Consider the following 5,005-nt stretch of genomic DNA (forward strand, 5'->3'; position numbering starts at 1 on the left):
CCCGGGCCGCGGCCGGCACCGAGGCCGAGACCCTGGACCTGGACCGGCCCACCACCCGCCGGGACGTGGAAGCCCTGCTCGCCCGGGCCCACCCGCACCCGGGCCCCGGCCAGCCACCCCTGGCGCAGGTCCTGGCCCGCTCCAGCTACCTGCTCGACGGAATCGCCTGCCCCGACCCCGACACCCCCGTCCCCCACGAGGCGGTGCTCGACGTCCTGCCACCCTTCTCCGGCGGATGAACCGCTCCGCGTCCGAGATGGCAGCGGGACCCACCTCCGGAACAGATTTCCCACCCATCCGAGAAGGAGACGACATGGCCATGCACGACGACGACGCCCTCGACCTGGATCAGTGGAGCCAGCGGCTCACCCAGGCGCTGCAGATCCTGGACCTGAAGGTGGACACCCGGGAGGTCCTGGAGCTCGCCGAGCGGGCCTCCGGGGCGGTCTCCCCCGGGGCCGGGGCGCTGACCACCTTCTACGTCGGCTACGCCGCGGCACTGGACGCGGCCGGGAGCCGTGCCGGCAAGACCCCGGACCAGGCGGTGCGGGACGCGGCGGAGACCGCCGATCGCATCATGGACGACGGGGCCCGCGGCGGCCAGGACAGCGCAGGATGGGCCGCCACCGGCCAGTAGGCACCGGGCAGGGAACGACGCACGGCCTCCCCTGGGCTCGAGGCCGACGGAGCACGAACGCACTCCCGTCTCGAATTCAGGGGCGCCGCACGGTCTCGCCCCAGAGCTCGAGGCCGACGGAACGCGACCGCCGCCCCATCTCGTGCAGGGGGCGGCGGTCGCGTTCCGTCGTTCCTGGGGACAGAGCCCGGCTCAGACGGTGGCCGGCATGTCGGCGCGCTGGTTCTCCTCCCCGGCGCCGCCGGCGGGTCCGTCCTCGGCCGGTTCCAGGCGGATGATCACGCCCTTGGAGACCGGGGTGTTGGAGCCCTCGACGGTGTCGTCCAGGGGCACCAGCACGTTGGCCTCGGGGTAGTAGGCCGCCGCGCACCCGCGGGCCGCCGGGTAGGACACGATGCGCCACTTGCGCAGCACCCGGTCCTTGCCGTCGACGTACTCCCCGTGCACATCCACCAGCTGCCCGTCCTCGAAGCCCAGCTCCTCGAGGTCCTGGGGGTTCACGAAGATCACGTGCCGGCCCTTCTTGATCCCCCGGTAGCGGTCGTTGTAGCCGTAGATCGTGGTGTTGAACTGATCGTGGGAGCGCAGGGTCTGCAGGATCAACCGCCCCGGCGGGCACTCGAGCAGATCCAGGGCGTTCACACTCAGCTGCGCCTTCCCGGTCGGGGTGTTGAACGTGCGGGAGTCCCGCGGGCCGTTGGCCAGCACGAACCCGCCCTCCTGCCGGATCCGCCGGTTGTAGTCCTCGCACCCGACCACCACATGGGAGATGTGCTCCCGGATGGTGTCGTAGTCGGCCTCGAAACCCTCCCAGTCCGCCGCGACCGCCTCCCCCAGCGTGGCCCGGCTCAACCGGGCGATGATCGCGATCTCCGACAGCAGGTTCTCCGACACCGGGGCGACCTTGCCCCAGGACGGGTGCACGGCGGACACGGTGTCCTCCACCGAGACGAACTGCTCCCCGGAGGCCTGCACATCGATCTCGGTGCGGCCCATGGTCGGCAGGATCAGCGCCTCGGCCCCGGTCACGGTGTGGGAGCGGTTGAGCTTGGTGGAGATCTGGACGTTCATCTCCAGCTCGTCCATCGCCGCCTCGGTCGCGGCGGTGTCCGACATCGCCGCGGTGAAGTTCCCCCCCAGGGCCAGGAAGAGCTTGATCTTCCCGTCGCGCATCTGCCGCACCGCCTCCACCGCATCGACCCCGTGCCCTCGGGGCGGGTCGAAGGAGAACTCCTCCCCCAGGGCGTCCAGGAACGCCGGGGGCATCTGCTCCCAGATCCCCATCGTCCGGTCGCCCTGCACATTGGAGTGCCCCCGGATCGGGGACGCCCCGGCCCCGGGCTTGCCGATGTTGCCGCGCAGCAGCAGCAGATTGATGATCTCCTTGATCGTGGCCACACCGTTCTTCTGCTGGGTCACCCCCATCGCCCAGGTGATGATCACCTTCTCCGCGGCCAGGTACCGCCCGGCCAGCTCATCGATCTCCTCGGCAGTCAGGCCGGTGGCCTCCAGCACCGTGGCCTCGTCCAGCTCCGCCAGATGAGCCCGCAGCTGCTCCAGGCCCTCGCAGTGGGCCTCCAGGAACTCGTGGTCCAGCACCGTGCCCGGGGCCGCGTCCTCGGCGGCCAGCACCCGCTTGGACACCGCCTGCAACAGGGCCATGTCCCCTCCGGCGCGGATCTGCAGGAACTGATCGGCCAGCTCCGTGCCCTTGCCGATCACGCCCTTGGGCTTCTGCGGGTTCTTGAACCGGCGCAGCCCCGCCTCCGGCAGCGGGTTCACCGCCACGATCTGCCCGCCGTTCTCCTTCTGGCGCTCCATCGCGGTGAGCATCCGCGGGTGATTGGTCCCCGGGTTCTGCCCGATCACGATCATCAGGTCCGAGTTCACGAAATCGTCATAGGTCACCGTGGCCTTGCCCACCCCGATGGTCTGCCCCATCCCCCACCCGGAGGACTCGTGACACATGTTCGAACAATCCGGCAGATTGTTCGTCCCGAACCCGCGCACGAACAACTGGTACAAGAACGCCGCCTCGTTCGAGGCCCGCCCACTGGTGTAGAACGCCGCCTCGTCAGCAGAGCCCAAGCTCTTGAGCTTGCCCGCCACCCGCCCGATCGCCTCGTCCCAGCCGATCGGCCGGTAGTGATCCTCCCCCGCAGCCTTGTACACCGGCTCGACGAGCCGGCCCTGCATCCCCAACCAGTACTCGGACTTCTCGCGCAACTCGCTGATCGGGTGCTCGGCCCAGAACTCGGAAGCCACCGTGACCGGAGTCGCCTCCCAGGTCACCGCCTTCGCGCCGTTCTCACAGAACTCGAACGTGCTCCGATGCCCCGGATCCGGCCACGCACAGCTCATGCAGTCGAAACCACCCCGCTGGTTCATCCCCAGCAGCGTCCGACCCGCCCGCCCCGGACCCATGTGCTCCAGCGCCGGCTCCATCGAGTAGTACACGGCGGGCAGCCCACCGGCCCAGTCCTTGGGCTTGCTCACCTCGAGATCGTTCTCGTCGACCTCGCGCACTTCAGGATTGTTCCGGGTCATGGGGTGCTCCCCTTCTCTGTCGCTGGCGTCGTGACGAAAGGACCCCCGCACGCTGTCACGGGACGTCCTGCTCGGCGGCGCCCCTGCGGACGGACGATGGATGAGGTACGGGCCTCGTGCCCGGGGACGCTTCCTCCCCCGGCTCCGGAGGGAACAATGGAGTGGACCTCGACCCCGTCATGTGCAACGGCGGTCACAATGCGCAACATTCTCCGAGTCGTCGCCCGGGGTGTCAAGAATGGCGGGCCTCATGTGACAGTCATACGAAAAGTCGTCCCCCATGCTTGACATGTTGATGTGAGACGCCTCACGCTGGACTCATAATATGAAGCACGTTGCGCAGTATGAGGTCGCTGGTCACCAGTTGTCTTCACCCGGTACCACGTTCCTGTTCTTGCTCCCGTAGATCTGAAAGGGGTCCTTCATGGAGTCCCTCGTCATTGTCGGTGCGTCCCTGGCCGGCCTGTCGGCCGCTCGGGCCGCGCGCAGCCTCGGGTTCGGCGGGCGTGTGGTGATCATCGGTGATGAGCTGCAGCGTCCCTACGACCGTCCGCCGCTGTCCAAGGACTTCCTGGCCGGGCGGATCGAGATCGAGGAGCTGACCCTGGAGACCGACACCGAGGCCCTGGAGGCGGAGTGGATCCTGGGTACCCGGGCGGTGTCCTTCGACCCGTCCACCCGCCTGGTGCACCTGGAGGACGGGGCCGCCGTGCACGCCGACGCGCTGGTCATCGCCACCGGGGCCTCCCCGCGGAACCTGCCCCCGATCGCGGGCGCGGACAACGTGGTGACCCTGCGCACCATCGCCGACGCGCACAAGCTGCGCGAGCTCGTCCGCCGCGGCGGGCGCATGGTCGTCATCGGCGCCGGGTTCATCGGCGCTGAGGTCGCCTCCACCGCCCACGCCCTGGGCATGGAGGTCACCGTGGTGGAGAAGTCCCCGACCCCGCTGTGCGGGCCGCTGGGCACCCAGCTGGGGGCGGTCGTGGCCGGGCTGCACGAACGCGCCGGGGTCGAGCTGATCTGCGGGGCCGACATCACCGACTTCGACCTCACCGACGGATCCGTGAGCGCGGTGCACCTGGCCGGCGGGCGGGTGCTGCCCGCCGATGTCGTGCTCGTCGGGATCGGGGCCGCGCCCAACACGGGGTGGCTGGAGAGCTCCGGGATCGAGCTGGGCAACGGTGTGGTCTGCGACGCGGTCGGGGCCACCAGCCTCCCGGGGGTCGTCGCGGTCGGTGACTGCGCCGCGTGGTGGGAGCCGGTCACCGGCCGCCACCACCGGGTGGAGCACTGGACCGGGGCCGCCCAGCGCCCGGGCGTGGCCGTGTCCGCGCTGCTGGGCGCGGACCCGGCCACCCTGCCGGCGGTCAAGCCCCCCTACTTCTGGTCCGACCAGTACGGCACCCGCCTGCAGTTCGCCGGAGACGCCTCCCGCAGCGACCGGGTGGTCTACGAGCACGGCGGCCCGGGCGAGGACTCCCTGCTGGCCGTCTACTACGCCGGGGAGGAACCGGTCGCGGTGCTGGGCTGGAACCAGGTCAAGCTCTTCGGCCGCTGGCGCAAGACCCTGGAGAAGATCGCCGCTGCCGCCCGCACCCCTGCCCCGCCGCACGAGGCGGCCCAGTCCGTGGCCGCCGCTGTCGCCGCCGCGTCCCCGGCCGCCGCCGCCGCCGCCACCACCACCGCCGCCGCCCCGGCCGGGGCGTGAAACCGTTCCAACCGTCCCACCCGTTCCGCAGTACGTCGTAAGGAGTTCGAGTTGTCGACCAATGTTGTCTCGGAGAGTCTGATCTCCACCCTGCCCGGTTCCACCTACGT

The 5,005-nt window shown here is 70.1% G+C and carries 4 protein-coding genes; 3 read left to right on the plus strand and 1 reads right to left on the minus strand.

The annotated features are described in order from the left end of the window. The coding region (locus RE027_RS17655) for a MoaD/ThiS family protein (RefSeq protein WP_368809606.1) at window positions 1–239 on the plus strand (239 nt) is incomplete at its 5' end. Between the two features lie 74 nt (window positions 240–313). Continuing rightward, a complete protein-coding gene (locus tag RE027_RS17660) occupies window positions 314–637 on the plus strand; it encodes a DUF6457 domain-containing protein (protein WP_368809607.1) in 324 nt (107 codons plus the stop codon). Between the two features lie 192 nt (window positions 638–829). Here RE027_RS17660 and RE027_RS17665 read toward each other — a convergent pair whose 3' ends face one another. Beyond that, window positions 830–3,184 (minus strand): FdhF/YdeP family oxidoreductase, encoded by a 2,355-nt coding sequence (locus RE027_RS17665; RefSeq protein ID WP_368809608.1) that lies wholly within the window; start codon window positions 3,182–3,184, stop codon window positions 830–832. A 424-nt stretch (window positions 3,185–3,608) separates the two neighbouring features. On the opposite strand from RE027_RS17665, the gene RE027_RS17670 reads away from it, so the two are divergent. Continuing rightward, window positions 3,609–4,895 (plus strand): NAD(P)/FAD-dependent oxidoreductase, encoded by a 1,287-nt coding sequence (locus tag RE027_RS17670; protein ID WP_368809609.1) that lies wholly within the window; start codon window positions 3,609–3,611, stop codon window positions 4,893–4,895. The last annotated feature ends 110 nt before the right edge of the window (window positions 4,896–5,005 follow it).

Source organism: Kocuria sabuli, from assembly GCF_040981185.1.
GTDB lineage: Bacteria > Actinomycetota > Actinomycetes > Actinomycetales > Micrococcaceae > Kocuria > Kocuria sabuli.